Source organism: Mesorhizobium sp. WSM4822 (assembly GCF_055811155.1).
Map to the genome: position 1 here is coordinate 1 of NZ_JBVVQM010000106.1, position 250 is coordinate 250.

At 73.6% G+C, this 250-nt stretch carries 1 protein-coding gene; it reads right to left on the minus strand.

The window, feature by feature from the left end; translation table 11 throughout:
• The coding region (locus AC0L3E_RS34725; protein ID WP_473606927.1) for a nitronate monooxygenase at positions 1-222 on the minus strand (222 nt) is incomplete at its 3' end.
• Positions 223-250 lie beyond the last annotated feature (28 nt).

A 250-nucleotide genomic window follows, 5' to 3' on the forward strand; every position in this document is an offset into this window, starting at 1 on the left:
GAACAGATTGGGCAGGCAGCGCGCCGGCCGGCCCGAAATGGCGAGCGTCATGACCGTATGGTTCGCGCCCTCCCCGGCAAGCGCCGCGCGATAGGCCGCGTCGGCGCTGCTTTCGGGACAGGCGATGAACGCGGTGCCCAGCTGCGCCGCCGCCGCGCCCAGCGCCAGCACCGCCCGGATTCCGGCGCCGTCCATGATGCCGCCGGCGGCGACCACCGGCACGTCCGTTTCCCTGACCAGCAGCCTGGTG